Below are 20,313 nucleotides of genomic sequence, written 5' to 3'. Positions count from 1 at the left end.
CCCCCCCCGCCCTGATTAACGTCAGGCCGACAGCCTCAGCAGCTTGACGGCCTCGCTATTCTCCACGAAGCCACCGACGCGCTTGGTGGTATAGAACTGCACGTACGGCTTGTTGGTGTACGGATCGCGCAGCACGCGGGTGCCGATGCGGTCCACGACCGTGTAGAAACGCTTCCAGTCGCCGAAGGCCAGCGAAAGGGAATCGGCCGCCAGCTCCGGCATGTCCTCGTTCTCGATGGCCCCGTAGCCCAGCAGCTTGGAGGGTTCGCCTTCCTGCAGGCCTGGCTGCCACAGGTAGTTGCCCTCGTTGTCCTTCAGCTTGCGGGCTTCGCGAAGTACCAGGTTGGACAACATGAAGCGGCCGTTCTGACGGTAGCCCTGCTTGGTGGCATAGATCAGATCAATCAGCGAGTCGCCGTTGAAGCTGCCGTCGATGCCGGATGCCACGAAACCAACGGTGCCAAAAGGCCGCGTCCCGTCAGGGGTGCCAGCGTTGGCGTAGGCCAGGAAGCCCTTCGGCTTGTTCTCGCCGTTGCCGGCGGTATAAGCAGCATTTTCCTTCTCGTCGAAGACGATCGTGACCTCACTTGCCAGCCATGCTTCTACGTCGAAGAAGGCGTCATCGAGCGAGGTCTGGGTGGCTGCCGGGTTGGCGTAGATTTCGCCCATGAACGCTGCGACTGGGGCCAGCTTCGGAGTACCGGTCTCCGGACGCGGGTCTGTCTCGCCGACCCAACCGGAGCCAGCGCCACCCAGGTTCGCAAGTTTCTTGTAGTCCGGCGTACCGACGGTAATCACGTTGCACACCGAGCGCATGGGGTTGGACTTGCGCAGGATCTGGATGATGTTCCGATCCAACTCTTCCGGGACAGCGAAGCCGCCGTCGGCGTCGTTGCCGGTGTTCACGGCCTTGGACTCGATGCCGCCGGCGTCGCCCTTGCGCATGAACTTGGCGAAGCCCTCCTTGTACTCGGCTTCCTCCTTGCTGGGCTGCCCGGCAATGCGATTGCCCTTGGTTTCGACGTCGTCCAGGCGATTCTTGAGCTCTTCGACGCGCTCGAGCGCGTTCTCGATCTTGGAGAGCTTCTGCTCAACGTCAGCCACCGACTCGCCCTTTGCCAGTTTCGCGAGGCGCTCGTCGTTGGTTTTCTTGAATTCTTCGAAGGCCGTGCCCAAGCCATCAATTGCATTTTTCAGTTCGAGATCCATTACATTTTTCCTCGTAGGATGTTGGCCAGATTTGCAACTGCTTTTGCCCCCTCAACATCCCGTTGAGTCGTGGCGTTTACGCGAGACAGGAACGTCTTCGCTTCGGATTGCGACATCCCGCATACCTCGCGTAGGTAGGACTCGCAGTCGCGGACGGTCTTCAGCTCCTGGAGCTGTTTGACGGACGTCACCTGCGCGGCGGCATTGGCCGGGAAAGTGACGATTGAGTTTTCCCAGAGGTCGACACGCTTGAGGGTGCGGATACCGGAAACCCTGTCGAAGCTATCTTCGCGGGTGACGAAACCGATCGAGATGCCCGTTACAGCGCCAATCTTCATCAGGGCGTGGGCTTCCCTTGCGCGAACCACGTCGGCAACGGGCAGCTTTCCCTCTATATAGAGTCCGACGGAGTCTTCTTGGAGCTTGGTGTGTACCCCAATGGGCTCGCCGCTGCGGTGTTGCCATAGCACGGGCGGCATTTTTCCGCGCTGATTCCACTCAGCGATCGACAGTGCAAACGCACCAGGCGCCACCACTTCGTCGTAGGAATCCTTGACGCCAAAGACGGAGGCATAGCCGGAGAACGTGCCGTCATCGCCGGCCGCCTTGATCTCAAACGGGACGGTGAGGTGTTTCAGTTCCATGTGGTCTCCAGAAACGAGAAAGCCCGCTTTCGCGGGCTTCGTTCAGGTGTTGGATTTGGGTTTGGGAGGGGCTTGGCCGTTGATCAGCATGTTCATCGGGGTCAGGAAGATGTCCCCGCCCTCGCGAGGGTTCCAGTCCTCTAGGTCGCGGATCTCGTTGGGTGAAATCGCACCGTCCTGCATCAGCGAGTGGTAGTAAGCCGCTCGCGCAGCCATGTCTCCCCGCAGGAGAGCGTTCACGTTGAACTTCAGGAAGCCCGACGCCCACTGCGCGCGCGGCAGCAGCGAAACCCGAACACGCGCCTCGATCGCCACCAGGTACGGCATCAGGCAATCTGTCACGAACTCCTGCGCCTGATGCTCGATGTTGGAGAAGGTGGCGTGCTCCAAATCGCCGATCTTGTGAGGCGGAACACGGAAGAGACCAGCCATCTCGCTGCGGTTGAGCTTCCTCGCATCGATGTACTGAGCCTGCTCGTTGGTCATGGAAACCGGCGAGAACTTCAATCCGGCCTCAAGGATGGCTACCTTGAATGCGTTCTCCGCGCCGCCGTAGGTTCCCTGCCAAGAGTCACGGATCCGTTCATATGCTTCGTCGGACAGCGTGCCGTCCGTCGACAGCACGCCGGAGAGCTTGGATCCGTTCTTGTAGCCGGAGCTGCCCATCTGAGCGCCAGCGATCCCCTCGCCCAACGTCTCCCGCATGTAGCTGATCGGGTCCAGCCCGCGCACACCGTCCAAGCTGAACACACGGACGTGAAAGACCTCTTCCTGCGCCAGAACCGCTCGCCGGCCGTCTGGGAAGGCGACCTCATAGACAAGGGACCAGTCAGACCTGAGCTTCGGGGTGACCGAGTCAGGGTGAAGGGGAAGCAATTCCCGCAGTTCACCCCGCACCACGTTTTTCCAGGCGTAGAAGTTGCCGCGGGAGGCCAGACATGCGCCCGTCTGCGTCCAAAACTCCACCGCCGTCTGAAAATCGTTTGGTGCAATGCTCAGTAGCGTGTGAAGTCGGTTCTCTATGTCCTTATCGCGCGCCTTGCCCTTCTTCTTGTAGAGGCCCACCGGAAGCATGCCAATGCTCTCCGCGATCACTCTCACGCATGAGGCAAATGGGGAGAACTGCATCGCGCGTCGCGCTGAGACCGCCACGCCGGCTGCGGAGACGCCGCCGCCAAGCAGCTGCGCGAGCTTGTCGGACGAGTCTATCGCCACAGGGATGGCCGATTTCGTGCCGAGGATGCCCATCAGTCGGCCCCGTAGACATCAAAATCGGTCTGCGCATCAACGACCAAAATTCGGGCACCCGGAAAGGTGCGAGCGAATTGCTTGTGCATATCCTGCTCGCGCTTGGCCGTCAGCGGCGACGTAGTCCGTACCACCACTAGGTCGCCCCTACGCACACGAATGGCACCATCTGAGGGGTGCTTGTGGAACTGCAGTGGCGCGCGACCAAGGCGTGCCGCGAGCCATGCTTTCAGGGTTTGGAAGTTCATTACAGGCTCCTAAGGCCCCGGCTTTCATAGGGTGAGGCGGCCGGGGCCTCGTTAAGCATCGCGCGGCCCATCGCCATGATCAGCGCCACGGCGCCGTCGATCTTGTTGTCGTTCGATTCCTTGCGCGGATAGACGTGATCCTTTGCGTCCACCCTGGCAACCACGTTGCCCATCATCCAAGTCATTGCCGCATTGCCGTCGTGCCACAGGCGCCGAGAGATGATCAGTGCCTCGACCTCTTTCATCGGTTCGGACAGGTTCCGGACCGACTGTGCCATTTCGACCACAGGCAAGCCTTCCTGACCCAGCCGCGTCATCAGGTAGGCCGCCTGCGTAGGATCGAACGCGATGTCCTGTATCTCGATGCCGCGCGCCGCCAGCTCCCTCAGCTCTTCCTCGATGAAGGCGTAGTCGGTCATGTTTCCAGGGGTGGATACCATCAGTCCCTGAAGGACGAAGAGCTGATATCGCTCGCTCTCTTCCACGGCCGATTCCGGCACATAGAACCTCGGCACCACGTGGTAACCGCCGTCCTTCTCGAACAGCAATACCACTGCGGCTACGTCCAGCTTTGAGGCCAGGTCGACGCCCACCCAGCAGCGGCACCCCGCAAAATCGTCCAAGTCAAAAGATCGCGATTGCCGCTGCCACGCCAGCATGTTCATCCACGCGAGCTTGGCGCCCACCCAGTCGTTCAAGTGCTTGGTGCGGAAGGCGCTCTGCTTGCTGGCCGACCGTTTTGCCTGCTCCAGCTGCGCCAACAGGAACTCTTCGAAGACCGAAACGCCGTAATTGGGGTTGGCCTTGCGCAGGCTCGCCGGATCGTCCCACCGGTCGCCCTCGTCGATGCCGAAGATCATCCCGAAGATGGTTTCGTCGGTGACCTCGCCTTCCAAGATTCGGATCACATCGCGCCGCTTCTCGTAACACGGCCCGCCCAGGTTGGTCCCGGCGGTGGTGATGATCCCCAGCAAGGGCTGCTCGCGTGCACCCATGCCAGTCTGCATCGCATCGACCATGTGGTCGGTGTCGTGCTCGTGGTATTCGTCCACCAGCGCCGCGTGCGGGCTGGACCCGTCACCCGGCTTGCCGATCATCGGTTCAAACTTCGACATGTCCTCCATGACAAACATGGAGCCGGGGTTCTTCGGGTTGCCGGACTGTTCAATGCCGAAGCGCGCGCGCAGTGCGGGCATCTTCTGGACCATCTGCCAAGCCGGCCGGTACACCTCGAAGGCCTGCTTCTCGCTGGTGGCGCCCGAGTAGATCTCCGCACCGGCCTCGCCGTCGGCGGCAAACAGGTAGAGGCCTCGTGCCGCAAGGCGCAGCGACTTGCCGTTCTTTCGGGGGATCTCTTCGTAGGACTCGCGGAACCGGCGCATGCCGGTGGACTTGCGGACCCAGCCGAAGAGGTTGCACTCAATGAAGTGCTGCCAGGGCTCATACACCAGGAGCTGCTTCTTTGCCGCCCACTTACCCTTGGTGTGGGGCATCAGCTCTTGGAACTTGACCGCGCGATCGGCCTTGGCCGCGTCGTACTTGTACGGCCAGTCAGGGCCGGTGCGCTTCAGGTCATCCAAGAACCGCTGGCAAGCCAGGATGATGTACCGTCCGGCCGGAATCTTCCCGGCCACCACGCTGCGTGCGTAGGCCTTGGCTGATTCGCTCGGGGTCATGCATCAGAACTCGTCGAATGGATTGCCCCCCTGGGGCTTCTCGGTCCCGAGCTTCTGGCGATCCGCCGGCGTGAGGCCGAGCCGCGCCAGGCAGCCGATCAGGTGCGAGTACTTGGCCGCCTTGAAGTCGGCGCGGTTGGCGCGGAACTCAGCGAGTAGCGACGCGGCCACCTCCATCACGAACCGGTCGGCACTGGTGAGCACCCCTGGCAGCGAGCACTTGTCCAGTTCCTTCCAGACGTCGATCACATCGTCAGGCAGATGTGCCGGCGGCTTGCCGAGTGCCTTGCCCGTGGTCGGAGCGACCTTCTTGTAGCGCTGGGGGTTCTTTTTCTCGGCCCCTTTGAGCTTGGCCAGCTCGGCCGGCTGCTTGTGCCTCGCCATCGGGGCCAACCTCGAAATTCAAATTCTGTGGAAATGCGACCAAAAGAGGGGGCGCGTATCGCGAGGCGTTCAGCCTCAACTTTCACCCTCCCCCCTCCCTTGGCGACCTCCGCCGTGGAACGCGTCACGGCCGTTGGGGTTCCACGCCGGCCGCCCGAATCCGCCGTTCTCGCGCGCGGTCTTCGCGCTGTGGCAGGGCCTGCAGAGGGACTGGTGGTTGCCCGGGTCGTTGTTGGCGTCGTCGCCGTCGATGTGGTCTACATCCGTTGCTGCCTTGACCCTGCCCAATGCAGCGCAGTGTCGGCACAGCGGCTCACGCGCCAGGTGGGCGGCCCGCATCTTTCGCCATGCGGCCGAATTGGTCGGCAACGCCCGGCGGGCCTGTCGCCGCCTCACCTGCCGAGCGTCTTCCTTGTAGGGCTTCCAGCCGGTCGGCCGGTGCTGCGCGGGCCTGGTCGGCATCAGTACGGGTTCCCGTCCATGTCGGTGCGCTGCGGCTCTGCCGCGGCGTCACCCTCCGGCACCGGCACGCCCACTTCTTCGCCCAGCAGCAGCACGACCGACTGCGTGAGCAGTCCGATCTGCTCAGCCTGCAGTGAGTTCTGCCGACCTTGCTCGGCGATCGTGGCGAGCAGCTGCTCGGCCAGCGACAGCAGACGGTCTATGCGCTCGTCCATCAGAACTCCTCAACGGCCCAGCCGCCTCCATCCCGCTTGGGCTTCACCCGGACCGCAATGAAGCGCATCGGGTACAGCGCGGCAGCCATCCTGATCTTGACCCTCGCATCGTCCATCCAGAATCCCTTGACCTCGTGCAGCTCCATCACGCCATCAGCGGCCAGCACCGCAAAGTCAGGCGTGTAGAACATGCCGTCAGCCAGGCGCAGCTTGATGCCCTCGAACTTGTGCCACTGGATCTCACCGGCGGCCTCTAGCTGGCGTAACCGCTCCGCGTAGGCGGCCTCGGTCTTGTTCATCTGGCCGACCTTGAGCCGGCCAAGCGCCAACATGGCCTTGCCCTGCCCCGCCATCAGCGCGGGCTGCGGCGGCGGACCTGGGCTTTGGCCTTCTTGCTCTTGGGCAGCGGAGGCAGGCGGTCCTGCACTTCAATCAGAACCCCATTGATCGCGGCCAGCTGGCTGGTGAGCGAACTGATCTGCGAGCCGGCAGCGGAATCGACATCCTCGCCGTGCGCTTTGACCGCGGCGAGCTCGCTGCGCACGGCCTCACCTTCCACCTCGAGGGCGCGCAGGCGCTGTGCAAGCCGCTGGGAGAGAGTCGGCCACAGGGTGACGCCGAGTACTTTGATGGTTCGGGACATAGTGATCTCCAAGGATCAGTGGCGCTTGGTGCCGTTGATGGCCGTCTCGACGGCCCGGTATCGGTCTACGGTTTCGTCTCGCTCGGACTGGGCGAGTTCGCAGGCCCGTACAATTCCAGCCGCACCGAGCCGGCGTAGTCGGTCTTGTTCTGCAGCCGCTGCGGCAGCGGCGGCACCATCGGCCAGGCGGCTGGTTTCGCAACTGGCCCAGTGGCCCCGCAGCCGGCCAAGCTCACCATCGCGGCCAGCAACAGCAGCCGCGATGCGCTCTTGATAGTCAGCATTGATCTTTTCCTCTCGCTCGTCGGCGGTATCTCCCGCCTGCTGGACGCCTGCTACCTGTTCGTGATCGACCGACCGCGCCACCTGCTCTCCGGCCAAGGCTTCCCGACCGTCGGCCACCTCGGCCGTGGCGGTACTGAGAGCCGCGCGATCGCCGCGCCATGACCAGCCTGCAGCGAACGACAGCCCACAGCACACGACCCATGCGATCAGCAGCCCAGCGACCAAGTGGCCCCGGCTCATGGGGCAAGCTCGGCAACGCACTTGGCATGCCGCTCCAGCTGCCGATCCCACACGCCCCAACACACCTTGTTGGGCTTGCCGTTGATCAGCGTCGAGCAGTCGTAGCCACCGGCACGCTTCCACAGCAGCAAGGCGTCACAGGCGGCACGGTAGTTGCCCGCCAGAAGCTGGCGCCGCATGGACGATGTCTGCCAGTTGCCTGTCCCGTACTGGTAAGTGAAGTCCAGATAGAGGTCGTACTCACCCTGCGTGAGGTAGACGCCAGGGAGCGAGGCACGGAATCGCTTTTCCTCGCCGGCGATGTGCGCCTGAGCGGTGTGCAGGGCGCGATCCGGGGTGATTCGATCACCGAGCCGCACCGGCGTCCCATCGGCGTGGAAGGTCGATCCGAAGCCGACCGTGGGGCGGTCGTTCTTGGTGGGGATGATGGCCGTATCGGTATAGCCCTCCCTGGATACGATCGCGACCAAGCCGGCAGCGCTCAGGACCAGAAGCGCCACGAGCGACCGACCTGGTGCGCCACCGGACCGGCTCATGCCTTGGTCGCCTTGGCAGCCTGCCGCCACTCGCGGACCCAGCGCCAAACCAGATAGGTGATCTGGCCGACCAGGTAGACGACGGTCAGGATCACGACCAGGCGGTCGAGGTTGACGCCGCCGGCGACGGCCCCGGCCACCGCGACCGGCGGCGTGACCTTTGCCGCAGCACTGGCCGCGGTGCTGATGATTTCGTCCCGCATGGTTGCCCCGTGGATTGTCCGGTTCGGCATATCGCCCCTCCCGGTTTGGTCAATAGGTGCCCGCCCCGCTGCCGGCTTGGCGCGAGGGTTAATCCGGTCTGGAAAGCGGGCAAAGAAAAAGCCCCAGGCAATCGCCGGGGGCTTCGATTCAATAAGCTAAAACGCTAGAGATGCGTAGAACGGTCAGCCCGCGCTGTCTTTGATCTGCTGATAGACAGCTTTAAACGCGGACGCTGCAGCATCACCTTGCTCGCCAGCACCACTGTGGGTATTGAACGCACTGGTCTTGTTGATCAACGCCACAACGATATTGGAGGCTGCCTCAATTGCTGCAACCTTCTGGTCATTCGTAAAAGACATCGGTTTCCCTTCCGCGCTAATGAGAGGTCCGAGTATCTCTCAGGGCCGACTTGAACATCAACTTGAAGCTTGGGGAGGGAAGCCCCGGCATTGGCCGGGGCTTGCGTCCGGATGGTGGAAAGAATGCCTCTGTTTCCGATGACCTATCAAGTCCTCACTATGCAGCGCGCGAGAGCGCCCGGCTGAACGCTTCGGCGGCTTCCGACTCCGCGTCGCGCATGCGCTCCAGCATCCACTCATAGACCGGCTGCCAGAACCGTCGGTACGCCGATTGATCAGCGCCGATGGCTATCGCGCGCTTCCTGCCGCTGAGCGGTGCAACGCCAGATCCTCCGCAGCCGTCACACTGCACCGCACCGGTGCCATCCGCTGAAGGTTGCACCCGCCGGCCATCGCAGGCATCGCAGCAACCGGCGCTCGCCATTTCGCCGATCACGGCCGCAGCTAAGCTCCCCAGCTGTTCCATCGTGTTGTTCGGCCAGCACAGCGCGCGCACGGCCTCCAACTTCGCCTCCGCCCTCCGGTGCTCTACCCGCTGGGTATTGGTCACGGCGCCACCTGCCCAGCCCATGCTTGCCTTGGCGATGCCGAACTCGGTTCGGGCGACGCTCAGGGCCTGTTGCTGGCGGATGTACTCCGGCGCCACCAGCGCGATGACTGCCTGGCGCAGCTGCTGGATCCGGCGCATGCCACTTTCCGGCCACCACAGCGCTTCCAGTAGCTCTCGGCCCAGACCGCCGGGAACCATGCCCAGCGCCCCGGCGATGTCCTGATTGGTGAGGTCAGCAATTCCGCCCCGGCCCGTATCGAATTTGACGGTGGACGGCCCAAGCCGCGCCAGCAGCTCACGTTTGTTCCCCATGGACTTTCCCCTTGTGCTCTCGTCGATTGATTTCACGGCGCAGCGCGCGTGCCCGGCGCAGTGCCTGCTGTGCCTCGCGGCGTACGGCTGGGGCGGTCCACGCCCTCGTCCATCGCATCGCGGCTATGTCTTGCTGGATGCTGGTCAGCAGCGCCAGCGCCTTGTCGTCGTAGCGGGTCAGGTCCATCCGTCCAGCTTCTTCCCAGTGCGTCGCACTGATCGCGACGCCCTCCCATCTACCCCGGCCGTTCCCAAGCTGCAGCCAGGCGCTCGGCTTTCCCGCCCCTCGCCTGCCACTGCTCGAACGTCTCGAAGACCGGCTTGGCCGTTGGAGCCGCTCGGACAGGCTTGGGGATCATTGCGGCCCGCAGCCCGACCGTCGCACCGCGCGCAGCCCTTGCCCTCTCCACCCGACGGCGGTTCTTTGCCTTGGTGCGCTCCGCCCTTTGCGATTCGGTCAGCCGGGGCCGCGTCATCGCCGTACCGCTCCTGCAGAACCTCGCGTCTTCACGCTCGCCGGTCCTGAGCAGGTAGCCCCGCGCGACCAGGTAGCGCAGCGTGCTGTTGATCCCGTCCTTGGCTTTGTCCGTGTCCATGCCATTGGCTGCCAACTTCTCGTACAGCCCCGCATAGCTCAGCCCCTCCGCCGGGGTCTGCTCGAACGCCGCGCGAACCTGATCGGCGCATGTCTTCTTGCTCTCACTCACGCAGCTGCCCTCAGCTCGATGATGTAGGTCTGTTGTTCAATCAATTCGTCGTCGCTGCCATACGTCTCGTGGAAGGTCCGCGAGCCGTCCATCAGGCTCGGGCCCCACGTCTCCCGCATCTCGGCGAAGGTCTTGTCCTGCATCGGATGGCGGCGGTGGTGCCACACGCACAGGGCGTACCCGAAGGCATGCCCGCGGCGCTTGTTCCCGCTCTTGGCGTGGTTGTAGTCGCAGCCGTAGACCACCTGGTAGCCCGACAGCAGGCGCATGGCGGCCAGCACAAGGCAGGCCATGCACGGTCCCACCTTGGCTGCCTCGATGCGCGCGCTCTCCGCGGCGGTCGGCGGCGGTGCCTTGGACCACATCAGGCGACGGCCCTTGACTGGGCGGCGACTTCTTCCAGCTCGACCGCTTTCGCCAGGTAGTAGTCGTGGCGGTCTTTACGCACCACTGAGCTGAACTGAAAATCCACCAGCGCCTGCGCAGCGGCTGCACGCCATAAGGGGGCCTCCTGAGCCGCGGTTATGCGGGGGTCGTGGATGAAGATGTCCAGCTGGTTGTTGTCCGAGCGCATCAGGCAGCGCTCCCGAACCCCAGCTCGGCCGCAGCGCGCGCCATCGCCTCCGCTGCGGCCGACCGATCGCGCACCGCCACCACGCCGGGCTGCACCGGCGGCAGCGCCAGGGCCGGCTCAGGCACCGGCTTGCCTTCCACGACGTGCCGCACGGCGCGCTCGTATGCGTCCTGCAGCATCCGCGCCTGCTGGTAGCCGTCCTCGGCGCTGGCGTAGACGTGCAGGTCCAGCAGCGAGCGGACCAGCACCGTGAAGCCGGATTGCGTACGGTCCGGCCGGACCTCCTGCTGGACCTGAGCCAAGGCCGGCACGTCGAAGCACATGGCGCGAAAGCGCGGCGGGTTCGGCGGCCAGTCCAGGGCGTCGCGCATGCAGGCCGACAACCCGGCTCCCAGCTTCTTGGGGCTGAGCCCCGTGATGCTCTGCATCCACACCTCGCCCGCCGTCGTCAGTGCGCCGGTCTGCGCCACCGGTGCCGCGCCGTTCGCCCTGGCCCACTTGCCCGGAAACATCGCCGCCATCCGCTCCCATAGGGTCCAGAGTGCTGCCACAGCGCGCGCGTCCGGGTCAGCCGACGACGGCGAATTCAGCGTCGATGATTCCTGCGCTGCCAAGGTGGCCACCACCGCCATGCTCTCGTTCGTACTGCTCGCGGAGCTGGGTGACGTGATCGGCAGAACCGTGGTGAGGGGTCGCATAGGTCGCTCCGTTGGCAGCTTTGGCGATGGGGATAACAGGCAACGACAGGCCAGCGGCCATGGTCTGCTTCAGGGATTCGTTGATGTCGTGGCCAGCGGCGGCCATGGAGAGCAACTCATTGCGGACCTGCAGCCAGCCTTGGACGGACAACGGGCGGCGGCAGGCACGGCGATGGCGGGTGAATCTGGCAAGCACCTCCGCGTCGACTCCAGCGGGCAGCGCGCCGAAGCCAGACAGCTCCGCGTCGATCTCACGTACGGTCAGCGGCGCATCGCCGAGCTCCCCGCCGCTCTCGCGCAGTGAGGGTTGCTCTTGGTTGCTTTTGGTTGCTCTTGGTTCGGGTGCAATAGCTGTTGCACCCTTTGAGGACGCTTTTTGCACCCTTTCCGACGCCGTTTTGCACCCTTCGACGTCCTTTTTTGCACCCTTTGCGAAGGGTGCAATTTCTGCACCCTTCATCCAATCAGGGTTGATTCGGTACTGACGAGTGCGACCGCCCTCTCCATACCCTCCCTGGCGACCGCCGATCCCGGCGTTAACCAGGAGCAACCACCCAGACGCTTCCATCCGACGCAGCTGGTACTGGACCGAGCGCTCCGACTGGCGTGTCTTCGCAGCCAATCGAGCGATCGACGGAAAGATGTGCGTGCCGTCGTCGTGCGCGTGATCCGCCAAGGCCAACGCGAGCAGCATCTCGCCTCCCCCGTTGGGGTAGCGGTCGAACACCATACCGGTGACCCGCGCGCTCACAGGCCACCTCCGTTGGCTACCCGGGGGAGATCTACTCGCCGCCGTGCAGGTGACAGTACGGCTGTGTCTCGCGCAGCGTCTTCCAGCGCGCGGGATCGGACATGGCGGTGCCGGTCACATGATTCCTGCAGCGGCGCCCCGTCGATGTGTTGCTGCTGCACTGCACGTGCCCGCCGAGCTCCATCCACTCCAAGTACTCGGTGGCGCTCAGCCCGAGCAGCGCCGATGGGTGAAGGCTGCCGGCAGCGATTGCTGCAGCCTGCTCGGCTGTCGCGAGCACTTCGGTTCCACCCATCGGGGTGGCGACGCTGTACAGGAACTTGCAGCCCGAACGAGCCAGCTCTCGCAAAATGATTAGGGACTGATCGCTCGACACGGCTTCTCTCCAAGGCGCTGACAGGGTCCGACGATCGTACTTCGAAGGCAAAGAGAGCTGCCATGGTCACAGCCCCAACGCCAAGTTCTCGCCCGGGGCAACAGGCCACCAGGTGCACGCGCTTCGGCCGCTGACCGGGCACGGCATGGCCGGGCCGCGCCATACCTGCTTGGTCTTCAGCAGCTCTGGCAGGCGGCGCGCGAGCATGTAGCAGTCCAAGCCGGTCACGTCGGCCAGCTTCATGCTGGTCAGCCCGGGGTGCTGCTTCACGGCGGCGGCAGCCTTGGACTGCTGGTCACGCTGGATGCCGCTGGCAGCCACGTGACTCCCGGCCTCGTGGCTGGTGCTGATATCGGTTGAACGGGACAGATGGCTCATCGGGTTGCCCTCCCCTTGGCGGCGGCGCGCGCAACGTTGCGCTCCAAGCGGTGCGCCATGGTCCGCAGCGCGCGAGCCTCGCTCACCATCAGGGCAGCCTCGTCGCTGTCGATCTGGCGGTCACCGATTGCATCGACTGCGGTCCCGGTGAGGCGCCCGACCCGCGTGGTGATTTCCAGCAGCTTGAGCTGCACCGCGGCGATCTCGTCGGGCCAGCCGCCTTCCGGTGCCGGCGGGACCAGGTCAACGGCCATGCCGAACTGGCCGGCAAGCGCCTGCATCCACTCCAAGGCGTACTCGCTGCCGCCGGCCTTCTCCTGCATCCACTCGGTCAGCAGCTCAGCAATCTCGATCGTCACCGACTCACCCTCGGTGCCGTTGAGCTTCGAACGCAACGTCTCTGGGTGCATGGACTTGCCGCGGCGGTCGGTCAGCCATTTGGCAGCCTCGATCACACCGCCCGGCGTCTTGCGCACAGCGTTGTAGAGGCAGTCGAGCCAGTTAATCGAGGAAGTACGGCAGGTCATGGTTCACCTTGGGAAGACGGGTGTTTCAAGGTTTCGGGCCGAGCCCGGCTGGCGCACGATCAGCGCCATGGATGAATTCACTTCAAGGACGATGGCCAGGGACGGCCGGTTAGGCGGCGTGGACGTCGAGATCGATGCGGTCTGCGTCCGGGTCGTCCGGCGCGGTGTCGACTGTCGCCGGCCCGCGCGCGCCGAGCAGCTGCAGGACCTGCGGGAGGGCTGGAACGCCCTGCTCTTCCGGCCAAGCGGCGACCTGCTCGACCGGCAGCTTCAGGACTTTGGCCAGATGGGCGTCACTGCTCAGGCCCAGCCGGGCACGCAGCGCGCGTTTGCTCAAACGGCTGCCCACCAGGGCGCTTATCTGCACGCGAAGCGCATCCCCCTCGCCGGCCGGCCAGATGTCGGCCCGCAGGTCAGTAAGGGAGACTTGGCCGCCGCTCTCCAGATGCAGCATGCGGACCAGCGCACCGTCAAAGCGCTGGCCAATGCTCAAGGCTTTGCGGAGGTAGCCAATAGAGGTCCCGGAACGCCGCGCGTAGTCGGCCTGTTCGATGGGGCTGAGGGTCGAGAGGTAACTGCGAAGAGTGTCCATGCGGGCCAAATTACCATATGGTAAATTCAAGTCAATACCGTTTGGTAAATTACCCTTCAGTAACTGAAACTGCGGGAATGAAGACCGACACCCCCGCCGTCGCCACTCGCCGTCGCCGCCTGCGCCAATGGATCGAAGAAAAGCATGCGGGCAGCCAAGCGGCTTTCGTGGCCGCTACGGGAATCAATCAAGGAGAGCTGTCGCTGCTGCTCAAGGACAAGTCGTTCGGCGAAAAGCGCGCTGCCTCTATTGAGCAGAGGGCCGGCATGCCAGAAGGGTTCTTGTCAGCAGACCAGGCACCCGCACCGGTCGTCGCAGTACCTGCGATGACGACCGAGTACGTTCGCGTCGAACAGATCGACGCGGAGGCGCAAATGGGAACAGTAGGACGCATGAACGAGGACTTCCCCGAAGTCATCCGCGCAATGGACTTTGCACCCGCCTACTTACGGTCGGTTGTTGGTTTCATTCCGCCGCCCGGGCGGCTGAAGCTCGTCACCGGCGTAGGCGACTCGATGTCGCCAAAGATTCGGCCAGGCGAGATGGTCTTAGTGGATACCGGCTGCAGGGAATTCGTCGGAGACGGCCTCTACCTGATCAATACGGGGTTCGGCCAGCAGATTAAAGCCCTCCAAGCCCAGCCTGACGGGATCTGGGCCCGGAGTGCAGATCAGGTGCTCTACCCGCCTTTTCGGCTCACCGACGATGCGATCATCGGCGGCCGGGTGTATCTGATTCAGCACCTCGAGCGCGTCGCGTAACCGCCGCGCCGGCTTGGCTCACTGCTCGCGCGTGAGCCTCAGGCTGCCGTCGGCCGGCAGTAAAATCCGGTACTCCTGGCGCTCTCCGGCACCCAGCGTCACGTTTTGAGAAGTGGAGATGTTGCCGCACAGTCCGCCGCCGGTATCTAGCTTCAGGAAATGAGCCCCGGGAGTCACGTGAAGCTGTGCAGATTCTGACTGCCGGAGTGCTAGAACCTTGTCGCTGTTGATGTAGATGTCGTGCGAGCACCCGGAACCATAGAGCCCTTTGTCTCGTGCGATGTAGATCGTAGCTGACCGCTCTTTCGTGGCCTCGAGGTAGGCTGGAAGGTACACGCGAGCAGCCGGCACTGACCGTGCTTGGTTCGGAGCCACCGGGGCCGTGGAGCAACCGGTGAGTAGAGCTGCCGCCAGCGTGGCAGCGAGGATCATCTTTGCGGTCATGCAGATCGCCCTCTTGTGATGGTCGAGTTTAGCCGAACCAGCGCGCCAATCTTGGGCGACTGAAGTCTTTACCAGAGCAATTACCTTTCGGTATTGACATTAAATTACTGTTTGGTAATCTGGCCGCGTCGTCCCACTAACAGCCCATCCGGGCCGGGGCACGGAGACTTCATGGCCACCCTCACCCTCAGCAGCTCGACCGGGCCTGTCCGGTTCGAAGCGCAGCCCATCTCCAACAAGGTCGCGATGCACGTCGGTGCCGCCGGCCGCGTCTACTTCACCGCCGAGGAAGCCGACATCGCCGCCGCAAATCTGCAGCGCGCGGCAGCCGAGCTGCGCCAGGCCGTCAGCGGCGAGGCCGCGGCATGAGCCGCCAGTACCGCGATCATCGCCTGGCGCTGGATACCAGCCTCTCGGTGCTCGAAGACGCCGCAATGGGGGCGTTTGACGCTGGCTGGGATGCATATCCGCCGGGCGCGCTCTGCATCGTTCGATCGCAACGCTGTGGCCATCCCCCTGTCGAACGGGAAGCACTGATCGTTCGCACCACCGTCGACTTGCACATGACCTGCAACGGCAAGCCATGGGCTTCGATCAGTGTCAGAACGAAGAACCTGAAAACGGGCAAGTACCGCGTTTTCTATCCATCTGTGGAAGTCGCCGGCAAGCCGAGCGTTCGCGTCAAAGGCGGTGCCGAATGAGCGTCACGACCTCCGAGCAGTTCTACCGCGCCCAGTCCGTCCGCCGGCAGGCCATCGCATGCGGCTGGGATTCCCGCGCCGCCGTCGGCCAGCTGGTCCGCGCCGGGTATTCGAAGGACGTCCAGAACCGCATGGCAGCGCGCGCCCTCGCCGCCCGTCCTGCGCCGGGAGGCGATGCAGCATGAGCGGGATCGACTTCGCCTTCGGCCTGATCGTCGGCTTCGTCGCCGGCGCACTGGTGGCCACCGCTTGGCTGCAGCGCCGCCACGACGAGCACTTCGCCGCCCTGATGGAGCAGATCCGATGCGCGGGCTGATCCGCCACTGGCGCGCCGGCGGGCTGGTGCTGCTGGGCGCCCTGCTCCTGGCGGTCGCCTTCGCCATGGCCTGGGCCGGCATCGAAGACACCGGCGTCTACCTGCTCATGGGCGCCCTGCTCTGCGCCACCCAGGTGCCCGACGCGTGGAGGCGCGGCCGCGATGGCTGATCCGACCGTAGCCGCCACAGTCCGCGCCATGCGACGCGCAGGCGCCGCCGGCGAGCCGGTGCCGGCGGAGGTCGCAGCCGCTTGGGCAAAGGCCCTCATGGAGCAGCTGTACGGAATGCAGAAGCCGGTCCGCTACGAGTGCCGGCGCCGCGGCAGCAACGACCCATGGGAAGAGGCCGAGCCGGGCGACGTGACGCACCCGCGCCGCCGCAACCTGGTGATCCGCGCGCTCTACCTGCACCCGCCGGTCGGAAAGCAGCAGCACCGCTGGCCGCCCGGAAGTAACGGTGACGGCAGGTGCCTGGACTGCGACGAAACCGAGTGGCTCGCAGGGCCGGACTGCCGGCCGCACGCCCCGCTCCGCGACCACCGCTCCGCCATGCCCTTCCGCATCACCTGGCTGATCGAGCCGCTCGAAAAGCTCCTGTACTTGACCAAGTACCTCAACCCATTCGACCGCGCCAAATGGCGAAAAGAAACCACCTACCTCATCGACCGTATCAGAGACCACGAGAAGGGAAGCCAGCCATGACGACCGACAAGAACAACAGCCCGGTGACAGCGCCCATGTGGTGGGACGGCGGCGACCGCGCCATCACAGCACGCGAGAAAGCCACCATCGAAGAGCATGGCGCGAGCTGCTACACGATCCCGCTGCTGCCGGCGCGGGCTGTGGACCCTGAGGACCCGTGGCGCGGCCTGTACCTGCCTGCCCGCATGCCGACGCCTTCGGAGTATGGCGACGTCACCCATCCGGATATCCCCCTCTGGCCTGATGAGCGCGAGGATGCGCTCGACAAGCTGGTCCATGCCCAGGGCTTCGATTTCCACATCGTTGCCGGTGACTTCACCGAAGCGGCTATGGAAGATGGCGATGAGCTGTACTGGCAGGAAATGCGCGCCTGGAACCCGGAAGCGCCCGAGGGCGGGTGGCGCCTAGCATGGAAGGGCGACACCGAAGATGGTCCATATGCGTGGTTCGTGCGGCCGATGGCGCTGCGACCCGAACCCGTCGCCCCGCCCGCGCAGGGGATCGACCTGGGGCAGTTGCGCGCGCTCGCGGAGAAGTTCGAGAGCTACGGCGACGACGAGATTGGCGACGCTTTCAGCGGCCCCTACTACCAGTGCGCGACGGAACTGCGCGGCTTGATCGACGACCAGCGCGATGCAGCGCCGGGGGTGGGCAATGGCTGATATCGAACAGCAGGCGCGCGAACTGCTGGCACTGTGCCTCGACGAGAGGGGCTTCCCCTGCGAGGCCGAGAACGTGCGCGCCAGGGAGGACCTGGAGAGCTACGAAGGCGAGTTGCAGGCGATTGCCCAGCTTCTGCGGCTCGGCCTCTGCGCTGCCATCCCCACCACCCTGGCCACCGTCAAGCCGCCGCGTGACCTGCGCACCAGGCTTCGCCCCGATACGGAACACAAGGACTGCTCCCATGGCTGATGGCTCCCGCTCCTTCAGCTTCCCCGTGCCGCAGCAGTCTGCACTGGTGAAAGCCGTGGACTTCTTCTGCGGCGGCGGCGGCGCAACCGACGGGGCCGAGCAGGCCGGGTGCGAGGTGGTGGCCGCAGCGAATCACTCGCCGACCGCAATCGCCATCCACGCCGCCAACCACCCAAAGACCAAGCACTTTTGCCAAGACCTCCAGCAGATGGATTTCTCGCTTCTGCCACACTTCGACCTGCTATTGGCCTCGCCCGCGTGCCAGGGGCACACCCACGCCCGCGGGAAGGAAAGGCCGCATCACGACGCCACCAGGTCCACCGCATGGGCGGTGATCGCCGCCGTGGAGCGCTGGCTCCCGGAGGCCGCCGTGATCGAGAACGTGCCAGAGTTCCTGAAATGGAAGTTGTTTCCCGCTTGGTGCGCCGCACTGGTGGCTCTTGGTTACGCAGTCAGTCCGCACCTGCTGGATGCGGCTGACTTCGGCGTACCGCAACACCGGAAGCGGGTGTTTGTCATCCTGACGAAGAGCAAGCACCCCCTGGAGCTACGCTTTCCGCGCCGCGACCTCGTGCCGGCAAGCTCTTTCATCGACTTCAACGCCGGCAAATGGTCCCTCATCGAGCAGCCGGGCCGCTCGGCTGCCACCTTGGCCCGCATCAAGGCCGGGCGCGCGGCGTTCGGCGATCAGTTCATTGCTCCCTACTTCGGCAATGGCTCTGGCCTGACCGGCCGTAGCCTTTCGCGCCCGATTGGCACGATCACCACTCGCGACCGATGGGCGGTGATCGACGGGAACCGCATGCGAATGGTCATGGTGGAGGAAGCCAGAGCTGCCATGAGCTTCCGGCCCAACTACAAGCTGCCGAACAACAAGCGCGATGCCATGCACATGCTGGGGAATGCGGTCTGCCCGACCGTTGAACGAGAAGTCATCCTCGCGCTGAAGGCGGCCGCATGAAGACGGCCGGCCAGGCCAAGAACACAGCGCGCGTGCTGATAGGCGAGGCGCGTGCCCGGCGGCAGCTGGGCCACGGCTTCTGGTGCATGTTTCGCATGGCCCAGTCCGCCCGCCGCCGCGCCGCCACCCTTCCCCGCCCGGCGCCGGCGGCACTTCCCATCCAACCGGAGCTGTTCGCATGACCCAGCGACACATCAGCCGCCCCGAGCCGCTGCCGGCCTGCGCCGCCGGTCACAGCGCGCGCCACATCCAGGACCTGCGCAGCATCTCCGCCGGCGGCGGCCACTTCGTTGAGTGCCGGTGCCGGGCGACCCAGCGCCACCCTGAGGCGAGCGGCGCGTTCGACCAGTGGCGGCGCATCAACCGCCCTGCCCGCAGCGCCCGGAAGGTCATGCCCACGATCGACGCGCCCGGGGCAGACAACGTTGTTCAGTTGGACTTTGGCCTGGCGCCGCCAGCACCGCCCCGGCGAGCAGCAACAGGAGGTGGCCATGGGCGCCGCTGAAAAGCTCGACCTATCAGGCAAGGACTGGCTGACGGTCGAGGAAGCCGCGCACTACTGCGGCGTCTCCAACAGCCAGTTTCGCAAGAACGCCCTCAGCTACGGACTCAAACCCCGGCGCTTCATGGGAAAGCAGTTGTACGAAAAGGCGGCGCTCTATGCCGCGATCGAAGGTGCAGAGGAATGGCAAAGGTTCGACTCTACTGGCGTGGCACAAAGGCCTACCTCGACTGGGCGGAAGGCGGTGAGCGCTTTCGCCGGTCCATTGGGCAACCTGATGCCCGTGAGGCGGAGAGAATTCGTGCCGCGAAAGAAGCCGAGCTGACGCACGGGGTCCGGATCTTGGCGCGACTGCCCAAGGTCCGCGACTACCTGGAGTGGTATCTGGACTGGTACGAAGCCGAGCACCCCACCACCATCACGAAAGCCCGAAGCGAAGTGAAGCGCTTCATCAAACTGTTCGGTCATCGGCCGATCGACAGCATCCGCGCGGTCGAGGTAGAGCAGTCCAAGCGCTCGCGCCTCCTGGACGACAAGGCAGCGAAGGAAACCGTGGGGAAGGAGATTCGGCGGCTCAAGGCGGCGTTCAACCGCGGCGTCGAATGGAAAGAGCTTGACGTGAACCCGCTGGCTTCAGTGAAGGCGCCTCGCGGCGTGCGGAGCGTAGCAGTCAAGTTCTATGACCGAGCAGCGATGCGTAGGCTGTACAGGGCCAACCCAGCGCGTGCGCCACTGTGGTTGTTCCTGGCTCACACCGGCCTTCGCCGGGGTGAGATAATCGGCCTGGAGAAAAGCTCGGTCGTGGCCGGCCGCCTCTTGGTGGAGAGCGACCCGGACGAGAGCGGCGAAGGCCGGACGAAATCCGGCAAGTGGAGAGAGGTCCCGCTCAACCGTTATGCGCGTTGGGCATTGCGCCATCTACCGGACCCGATCGTCACGGTGCACAAGGACACCGTCTCGGACTGGTTCGCAAAGGATGCCGCCGCCGCGCACATAGGTGGCCACCTCCATAGACTGAGGCACACTTTCTGCGCTCACATGGTCATGGGCGGTGTCCCGCTGCGTCGAGTGCAGGTCTTGGCCGGACACGCCGACTACGGGACTACTGAGAAGTACTACGCGCACCTCACGCCGGATGGTGACGAGACAGCAGTTCGACAACTCAGGTTCTAAGCCACCGGACACAACTTTCCATT

40 protein-coding genes are annotated in these 20,313 nt (G+C 64.5%); 15 read left to right on the top strand and 25 right to left on the bottom strand.

Going from position 1 to position 20,313, the window contains the following annotated elements; all coding sequences use genetic code 11:
• Positions 1–21: 21 nt before the first annotated feature.
• From ACE026_RS17960 to ACE026_RS17915, 10 genes are all read right to left on the bottom strand, one after another.
• Positions 22–1,209: a phage major capsid protein gene (locus ACE026_RS17960; protein ID WP_486040175.1), complete on the bottom strand. Its 1,188-nt coding sequence runs from the start codon at positions 1,207–1,209 to the stop codon at positions 22–24.
• Complete coding sequence (locus ACE026_RS17955) at positions 1,209–1,853, bottom strand: HK97 family phage prohead protease (protein ID WP_421680546.1); 645 nt, start codon at positions 1,851–1,853, stop codon at positions 1,209–1,211. Before ACE026_RS17955 ends, ACE026_RS17960 begins: the two co-directional genes overlap by 1 nt.
• Before the next feature lie 42 nt (positions 1,854–1,895).
• The gene (locus ACE026_RS17950; protein ID WP_486040173.1) at positions 1,896–3,101 is read right to left on the bottom strand and encodes a phage portal protein; all 1,206 of its coding nucleotides are present in this window, start codon (positions 3,099–3,101) and stop codon (positions 1,896–1,898) included.
• Complete coding sequence (locus ACE026_RS17945; RefSeq protein ID WP_486040171.1) at positions 3,101–3,349, bottom strand: hypothetical protein; 249 nt, start codon at positions 3,347–3,349, stop codon at positions 3,101–3,103. Before ACE026_RS17945 ends, ACE026_RS17950 begins: the two co-directional genes overlap by 1 nt.
• On the bottom strand, positions 3,349–5,025 hold the full coding sequence (locus ACE026_RS17940) for a terminase large subunit (RefSeq protein ID WP_421680549.1): 1,677 nt from the start codon (positions 5,023–5,025) through the stop codon (positions 3,349–3,351). The genes ACE026_RS17945 and ACE026_RS17940 overlap by 1 nt, the downstream gene beginning before the upstream one ends.
• 3 nt (positions 5,026–5,028) lie before the next feature.
• Positions 5,029–5,409, bottom strand: a complete 381-nt coding sequence (locus ACE026_RS17935; RefSeq protein ID WP_421680550.1) for a hypothetical protein — start codon at positions 5,407–5,409, stop codon at positions 5,029–5,031.
• Positions 5,410–5,484: 75 nt separating this feature from the next.
• Positions 5,485–5,748, bottom strand: coding sequence for an HNH endonuclease signature motif containing protein (locus tag ACE026_RS17930; RefSeq protein ID WP_261997332.1), 264 nt, complete (start codon positions 5,746–5,748; stop codon positions 5,485–5,487).
• Between the two features lie 122 nt (positions 5,749–5,870).
• Positions 5,871–6,086 (bottom strand): hypothetical protein, encoded by a 216-nt coding sequence (locus ACE026_RS17925; protein ID WP_486040168.1) that lies wholly within the window; start codon positions 6,084–6,086, stop codon positions 5,871–5,873.
• Positions 6,086–6,385: a DUF1064 domain-containing protein gene (locus ACE026_RS17920; RefSeq protein ID WP_486040166.1), complete on the bottom strand. Its 300-nt coding sequence runs from the start codon at positions 6,383–6,385 to the stop codon at positions 6,086–6,088. The genes ACE026_RS17925 and ACE026_RS17920 overlap by 1 nt, the downstream gene beginning before the upstream one ends.
• 53 nt (positions 6,386–6,438) lie before the next feature.
• Complete coding sequence (locus ACE026_RS17915; RefSeq protein ID WP_462082524.1) at positions 6,439–6,729, bottom strand: hypothetical protein; 291 nt, start codon at positions 6,727–6,729, stop codon at positions 6,439–6,441.
• A 144-nt stretch (positions 6,730–6,873) separates the two neighbouring features.
• Between ACE026_RS17915 and ACE026_RS17910 the strand changes: the two genes are divergently transcribed.
• On the top strand, positions 6,874–7,176 hold the full coding sequence (locus ACE026_RS17910) for a hypothetical protein (protein ID WP_486040164.1): 303 nt from the start codon (positions 6,874–6,876) through the stop codon (positions 7,174–7,176).
• Positions 7,177–7,250: 74 nt separating this feature from the next.
• On the opposite strand, the gene ACE026_RS17905 is transcribed toward ACE026_RS17910, so the two are convergent.
• From ACE026_RS17905 to ACE026_RS17840, 14 genes are all read right to left on the bottom strand, one after another.
• Positions 7,251–7,790, bottom strand: coding sequence for a lysozyme (locus ACE026_RS17905; RefSeq protein ID WP_486040162.1), 540 nt, complete (start codon positions 7,788–7,790; stop codon positions 7,251–7,253).
• Complete coding sequence (locus tag ACE026_RS17900) at positions 7,787–7,993, bottom strand: hypothetical protein (RefSeq protein WP_319624126.1); 207 nt, start codon at positions 7,991–7,993, stop codon at positions 7,787–7,789. The genes ACE026_RS17905 and ACE026_RS17900 overlap by 4 nt, the downstream gene beginning before the upstream one ends.
• Before the next feature lie 183 nt (positions 7,994–8,176).
• Entirely contained in the window at positions 8,177–8,353 is a 177-nt protein-coding gene (locus ACE026_RS17895; RefSeq protein ID WP_486040161.1) for a hypothetical protein, read from the bottom strand.
• A gap of 157 nt (positions 8,354–8,510) precedes the next feature.
• A complete protein-coding gene (locus ACE026_RS17890) occupies positions 8,511–9,215 on the bottom strand; it encodes a hypothetical protein (RefSeq protein ID WP_486040160.1) in 705 nt (234 codons plus the stop codon).
• Positions 9,199–9,402 (bottom strand): hypothetical protein, encoded by a 204-nt coding sequence (locus ACE026_RS17885; protein WP_486040159.1) that lies wholly within the window; start codon positions 9,400–9,402, stop codon positions 9,199–9,201. Before ACE026_RS17885 ends, ACE026_RS17890 begins: the two co-directional genes overlap by 17 nt.
• 49 nt (positions 9,403–9,451) lie before the next feature.
• The gene (locus tag ACE026_RS17880) at positions 9,452–9,922 is read right to left on the bottom strand and encodes a hypothetical protein (protein WP_486040158.1); all 471 of its coding nucleotides are present in this window, start codon (positions 9,920–9,922) and stop codon (positions 9,452–9,454) included.
• Entirely contained in the window at positions 9,919–10,287 is a 369-nt protein-coding gene (locus tag ACE026_RS17875; RefSeq protein ID WP_486040157.1) for a Ref family recombination enhancement nuclease, read from the bottom strand. The genes ACE026_RS17880 and ACE026_RS17875 overlap by 4 nt, the downstream gene beginning before the upstream one ends.
• Entirely contained in the window at positions 10,287–10,496 is a 210-nt protein-coding gene (locus ACE026_RS17870; RefSeq protein ID WP_486040156.1) for a hypothetical protein, read from the bottom strand. Before ACE026_RS17870 ends, ACE026_RS17875 begins: the two co-directional genes overlap by 1 nt.
• On the bottom strand, positions 10,496–11,128 hold the full coding sequence (locus ACE026_RS17865; protein ID WP_486040155.1) for a hypothetical protein: 633 nt from the start codon (positions 11,126–11,128) through the stop codon (positions 10,496–10,498). Before ACE026_RS17865 ends, ACE026_RS17870 begins: the two co-directional genes overlap by 1 nt.
• Positions 11,064–11,945, bottom strand: a complete 882-nt coding sequence (locus ACE026_RS17860) for a helix-turn-helix domain-containing protein (protein ID WP_486040153.1) — start codon at positions 11,943–11,945, stop codon at positions 11,064–11,066. Before ACE026_RS17860 ends, ACE026_RS17865 begins: the two co-directional genes overlap by 65 nt.
• A gap of 31 nt (positions 11,946–11,976) precedes the next feature.
• Positions 11,977–12,321 (bottom strand): hypothetical protein, encoded by a 345-nt coding sequence (locus tag ACE026_RS17855; RefSeq protein WP_486040152.1) that lies wholly within the window; start codon positions 12,319–12,321, stop codon positions 11,977–11,979.
• A 66-nt stretch (positions 12,322–12,387) separates the two neighbouring features.
• Positions 12,388–12,699 (bottom strand): winged helix-turn-helix domain-containing protein, encoded by a 312-nt coding sequence (locus ACE026_RS17850; protein WP_486040151.1) that lies wholly within the window; start codon positions 12,697–12,699, stop codon positions 12,388–12,390.
• Positions 12,696–13,226 (bottom strand): phage regulatory CII family protein, encoded by a 531-nt coding sequence (locus tag ACE026_RS17845; protein WP_486040150.1) that lies wholly within the window; start codon positions 13,224–13,226, stop codon positions 12,696–12,698. The genes ACE026_RS17850 and ACE026_RS17845 overlap by 4 nt, the downstream gene beginning before the upstream one ends.
• A gap of 109 nt (positions 13,227–13,335) precedes the next feature.
• Positions 13,336–13,818, bottom strand: a complete 483-nt coding sequence (locus ACE026_RS17840) for a hypothetical protein (protein WP_486040149.1) — start codon at positions 13,816–13,818, stop codon at positions 13,336–13,338.
• A 77-nt stretch (positions 13,819–13,895) separates the two neighbouring features.
• On the opposite strand from ACE026_RS17840, the gene ACE026_RS17835 reads away from it, so the two are divergent.
• Complete coding sequence (locus ACE026_RS17835) at positions 13,896–14,579, top strand: S24 family peptidase (protein ID WP_486040148.1); 684 nt, start codon at positions 13,896–13,898, stop codon at positions 14,577–14,579.
• An 18-nt stretch (positions 14,580–14,597) separates the two neighbouring features.
• Here ACE026_RS17835 and ACE026_RS17830 read toward each other — a convergent pair whose 3' ends face one another.
• A complete protein-coding gene (locus ACE026_RS17830) occupies positions 14,598–15,023 on the bottom strand; it encodes a hypothetical protein (protein ID WP_486040147.1) in 426 nt (141 codons plus the stop codon).
• 171 nt (positions 15,024–15,194) lie between these two features.
• Between ACE026_RS17830 and ACE026_RS17825 the strand changes: the two genes are divergently transcribed.
• Genes ACE026_RS17825 through ACE026_RS17765 form a run of 13 tightly spaced genes read left to right on the top strand, consistent with a single transcriptional unit; the run spans position 15,195 to position 20,290 of the window.
• Positions 15,195–15,392, top strand: a complete 198-nt coding sequence (locus tag ACE026_RS17825) for a hypothetical protein (protein WP_486040146.1) — start codon at positions 15,195–15,197, stop codon at positions 15,390–15,392.
• Entirely contained in the window at positions 15,389–15,724 is a 336-nt protein-coding gene (locus ACE026_RS17820) for a hypothetical protein (protein ID WP_486040145.1), read from the top strand. The genes ACE026_RS17825 and ACE026_RS17820 overlap by 4 nt, the downstream gene beginning before the upstream one ends.
• Positions 15,721–15,909 carry a hypothetical protein gene (locus ACE026_RS17815; RefSeq protein WP_354274249.1) on the top strand — a complete coding sequence of 63 codons (189 nt, stop codon included), beginning with the start codon at positions 15,721–15,723 and terminating at the stop codon, positions 15,907–15,909. The genes ACE026_RS17820 and ACE026_RS17815 overlap by 4 nt, the downstream gene beginning before the upstream one ends.
• Positions 15,906–16,040: a hypothetical protein gene (locus tag ACE026_RS17810; RefSeq protein WP_465163835.1), complete on the top strand. Its 135-nt coding sequence runs from the start codon at positions 15,906–15,908 to the stop codon at positions 16,038–16,040. Before ACE026_RS17815 ends, ACE026_RS17810 begins: the two co-directional genes overlap by 4 nt.
• Positions 16,028–16,210, top strand: coding sequence for a hypothetical protein (locus tag ACE026_RS17805; RefSeq protein ID WP_346481277.1), 183 nt, complete (start codon positions 16,028–16,030; stop codon positions 16,208–16,210). The genes ACE026_RS17810 and ACE026_RS17805 overlap by 13 nt, the downstream gene beginning before the upstream one ends.
• The gene (locus tag ACE026_RS17800; protein WP_486040144.1) at positions 16,203–16,742 is read left to right on the top strand and encodes a hypothetical protein; all 540 of its coding nucleotides are present in this window, start codon (positions 16,203–16,205) and stop codon (positions 16,740–16,742) included. The genes ACE026_RS17805 and ACE026_RS17800 overlap by 8 nt, the downstream gene beginning before the upstream one ends.
• Entirely contained in the window at positions 16,739–17,404 is a 666-nt protein-coding gene (locus ACE026_RS17795) for a hypothetical protein (protein WP_486040142.1), read from the top strand. Before ACE026_RS17800 ends, ACE026_RS17795 begins: the two co-directional genes overlap by 4 nt.
• Positions 17,397–17,654, top strand: a complete 258-nt coding sequence (locus tag ACE026_RS17790; protein WP_486040141.1) for a hypothetical protein — start codon at positions 17,397–17,399, stop codon at positions 17,652–17,654. The genes ACE026_RS17795 and ACE026_RS17790 overlap by 8 nt, the downstream gene beginning before the upstream one ends.
• A complete protein-coding gene (locus tag ACE026_RS17785; RefSeq protein WP_486040140.1) occupies positions 17,647–18,615 on the top strand; it encodes a DNA cytosine methyltransferase in 969 nt (322 codons plus the stop codon). The genes ACE026_RS17790 and ACE026_RS17785 overlap by 8 nt, the downstream gene beginning before the upstream one ends.
• Positions 18,612–18,797: a hypothetical protein gene (locus ACE026_RS17780; protein ID WP_486040139.1), complete on the top strand. Its 186-nt coding sequence runs from the start codon at positions 18,612–18,614 to the stop codon at positions 18,795–18,797. Before ACE026_RS17785 ends, ACE026_RS17780 begins: the two co-directional genes overlap by 4 nt.
• A complete protein-coding gene (locus ACE026_RS17775) occupies positions 18,794–19,120 on the top strand; it encodes a hypothetical protein (RefSeq protein ID WP_486040138.1) in 327 nt (108 codons plus the stop codon). Before ACE026_RS17780 ends, ACE026_RS17775 begins: the two co-directional genes overlap by 4 nt.
• Positions 19,107–19,442, top strand: a complete 336-nt coding sequence (locus ACE026_RS17770) for a hypothetical protein (protein WP_462082499.1) — start codon at positions 19,107–19,109, stop codon at positions 19,440–19,442. The genes ACE026_RS17775 and ACE026_RS17770 overlap by 14 nt, the downstream gene beginning before the upstream one ends.
• A 17-nt stretch (positions 19,443–19,459) precedes the next feature.
• Entirely contained in the window at positions 19,460–20,290 is an 831-nt protein-coding gene (locus ACE026_RS17765) for a tyrosine-type recombinase/integrase (RefSeq protein ID WP_486040137.1), read from the top strand.
• Positions 20,291–20,313 lie beyond the last annotated feature (23 nt).

The sequence above is a fragment of the Stenotrophomonas sp. AGC87 genome (assembly GCF_057333975.1).
Note: the sequence above shows the minus strand (reverse complement) of the source record. Positions and strands in the feature narration are given on the sequence as shown.

Bases quoted from the DNA above. Each gene is read 5' to 3' on its own strand.
- ACE026_RS17960 (WP_486040175.1), bottom strand. From the start codon at position 1,209: ATGGATCTCGAACTGAAAAATGCAATTGATGGCTTGGGCACGGCCTTC.
- ACE026_RS17955 (WP_421680546.1), bottom strand. From the start codon at position 1,853: ATGGAACTGAAACACCTCACCGTCCCGTTTGAGATCAAGGCGGCCGGC.
- ACE026_RS17950 (WP_486040173.1), bottom strand. From the start codon at position 3,101: ATGGGCATCCTCGGCACGAAATCGGCCATCCCTGTGGCGATAGACTCG.
- ACE026_RS17945 (WP_486040171.1), bottom strand. From the start codon at position 3,349: ATGAACTTCCAAACCCTGAAAGCATGGCTCGCGGCACGCCTTGGTCGC.
- ACE026_RS17940 (WP_421680549.1), bottom strand. From the start codon at position 5,025: ATGACCCCGAGCGAATCAGCCAAGGCCTACGCACGCAGCGTGGTGGCC.
- ACE026_RS17935 (WP_421680550.1), bottom strand. From the start codon at position 5,409: ATGGCGAGGCACAAGCAGCCGGCCGAGCTGGCCAAGCTCAAAGGGGCC.
- ACE026_RS17930 (WP_261997332.1), bottom strand. From the start codon at position 5,748: ATGCGGGCCGCCCACCTGGCGCGTGAGCCGCTGTGCCGACACTGCGCT.
- ACE026_RS17925 (WP_486040168.1), bottom strand. From the start codon at position 6,086: ATGGACGAGCGCATAGACCGTCTGCTGTCGCTGGCCGAGCAGCTGCTC.
- ACE026_RS17920 (WP_486040166.1), bottom strand. From the start codon at position 6,385: ATGAACAAGACCGAGGCCGCCTACGCGGAGCGGTTACGCCAGCTAGAG.
- ACE026_RS17915 (WP_462082524.1), bottom strand. From the start codon at position 6,729: ATGTCCCGAACCATCAAAGTACTCGGCGTCACCCTGTGGCCGACTCTC.
- ACE026_RS17905 (WP_486040162.1), bottom strand. From the start codon at position 7,790: ATGAGCCGGTCCGGTGGCGCACCAGGTCGGTCGCTCGTGGCGCTTCTG.
- ACE026_RS17900 (WP_319624126.1), bottom strand. From the start codon at position 7,993: ATGCGGGACGAAATCATCAGCACCGCGGCCAGTGCTGCGGCAAAGGTC.
- ACE026_RS17895 (WP_486040161.1), bottom strand. From the start codon at position 8,353: ATGTCTTTTACGAATGACCAGAAGGTTGCAGCAATTGAGGCAGCCTCC.
- ACE026_RS17890 (WP_486040160.1), bottom strand. From the start codon at position 9,215: ATGGGGAACAAACGTGAGCTGCTGGCGCGGCTTGGGCCGTCCACCGTC.
- ACE026_RS17885 (WP_486040159.1), bottom strand. From the start codon at position 9,402: ATGGACCTGACCCGCTACGACGACAAGGCGCTGGCGCTGCTGACCAGC.
- ACE026_RS17875 (WP_486040157.1), bottom strand. From the start codon at position 10,287: ATGTGGTCCAAGGCACCGCCGCCGACCGCCGCGGAGAGCGCGCGCATC.
- ACE026_RS17870 (WP_486040156.1), bottom strand. From the start codon at position 10,496: ATGCGCTCGGACAACAACCAGCTGGACATCTTCATCCACGACCCCCGC.
- ACE026_RS17865 (WP_486040155.1), bottom strand. From the start codon at position 11,128: ATGGCGGTGGTGGCCACCTTGGCAGCGCAGGAATCATCGACGCTGAAT.
- ACE026_RS17850 (WP_486040151.1), bottom strand. From the start codon at position 12,699: ATGAGCCATCTGTCCCGTTCAACCGATATCAGCACCAGCCACGAGGCC.
- ACE026_RS17845 (WP_486040150.1), bottom strand. From the start codon at position 13,226: ATGACCTGCCGTACTTCCTCGATTAACTGGCTCGACTGCCTCTACAAC.
- ACE026_RS17840 (WP_486040149.1), bottom strand. From the start codon at position 13,818: ATGGACACTCTTCGCAGTTACCTCTCGACCCTCAGCCCCATCGAACAG.
- ACE026_RS17835 (WP_486040148.1), top strand. From the start codon at position 13,896: ATGAAGACCGACACCCCCGCCGTCGCCACTCGCCGTCGCCGCCTGCGC.
- ACE026_RS17830 (WP_486040147.1), bottom strand. From the start codon at position 15,023: ATGACCGCAAAGATGATCCTCGCTGCCACGCTGGCGGCAGCTCTACTC.
- ACE026_RS17825 (WP_486040146.1), top strand. From the start codon at position 15,195: ATGGCCACCCTCACCCTCAGCAGCTCGACCGGGCCTGTCCGGTTCGAA.
- ACE026_RS17820 (WP_486040145.1), top strand. From the start codon at position 15,389: ATGAGCCGCCAGTACCGCGATCATCGCCTGGCGCTGGATACCAGCCTC.
- ACE026_RS17815 (WP_354274249.1), top strand. From the start codon at position 15,721: ATGAGCGTCACGACCTCCGAGCAGTTCTACCGCGCCCAGTCCGTCCGC.
- ACE026_RS17810 (WP_465163835.1), top strand. From the start codon at position 15,906: ATGAGCGGGATCGACTTCGCCTTCGGCCTGATCGTCGGCTTCGTCGCC.
- ACE026_RS17805 (WP_346481277.1), top strand. From the start codon at position 16,028: ATGCGCGGGCTGATCCGCCACTGGCGCGCCGGCGGGCTGGTGCTGCTG.
- ACE026_RS17800 (WP_486040144.1), top strand. From the start codon at position 16,203: ATGGCTGATCCGACCGTAGCCGCCACAGTCCGCGCCATGCGACGCGCA.
- ACE026_RS17795 (WP_486040142.1), top strand. From the start codon at position 16,739: ATGACGACCGACAAGAACAACAGCCCGGTGACAGCGCCCATGTGGTGG.
- ACE026_RS17790 (WP_486040141.1), top strand. From the start codon at position 17,397: ATGGCTGATATCGAACAGCAGGCGCGCGAACTGCTGGCACTGTGCCTC.
- ACE026_RS17785 (WP_486040140.1), top strand. From the start codon at position 17,647: ATGGCTGATGGCTCCCGCTCCTTCAGCTTCCCCGTGCCGCAGCAGTCT.
- ACE026_RS17780 (WP_486040139.1), top strand. From the start codon at position 18,612: ATGAAGACGGCCGGCCAGGCCAAGAACACAGCGCGCGTGCTGATAGGC.
- ACE026_RS17775 (WP_486040138.1), top strand. From the start codon at position 18,794: ATGACCCAGCGACACATCAGCCGCCCCGAGCCGCTGCCGGCCTGCGCC.
- ACE026_RS17770 (WP_462082499.1), top strand. From the start codon at position 19,107: ATGGGCGCCGCTGAAAAGCTCGACCTATCAGGCAAGGACTGGCTGACG.